Origin of the sequence: Pantoea sp. Ap-870 (assembly GCF_011752515.1) — a bacterium.
Classification (GTDB): domain Bacteria; phylum Pseudomonadota; class Gammaproteobacteria; order Enterobacterales; family Enterobacteriaceae; genus Pantoea; species Pantoea dispersa.
This window is the reverse complement of sequence record NZ_VWXG01000039.1, coordinates 1-221: the sequence shown is the minus strand read 5'-3', so window position 1 is coordinate 221 and position 221 is coordinate 1. Positions and strand designations below refer to the sequence as shown.

The window sequence follows — 221 nt, the reverse complement described above, 5'->3', positions numbered from 1 at the left end:
GTGACTGCGTACCTTTTGTATAATGGGTCAGCGACTTATATTCTGTAGCAAGGTTAACCGCATAGGGGAGCCGAAGGGAAACCGAGTCTTAATTGGGCGTTAAGTTGCAGGGTATAGACCCGAAACCCGGTGATCTAGCCATGGGCAGGTTGAAGGTTGGGTAACACTAACTGGAGGACCGAACCGACTAATGTTGAAAAATTAGCGGATGACTTGTGGCT

Annotated in this window: 1 rRNA gene; it reads left to right on the top strand. The window is 48.4% G+C overall.

What is annotated here, in order from left to right:
- A 23S ribosomal RNA gene (locus tag F3J41_RS23280) occupies positions 1-221 on the top strand; the annotation flags it as partial.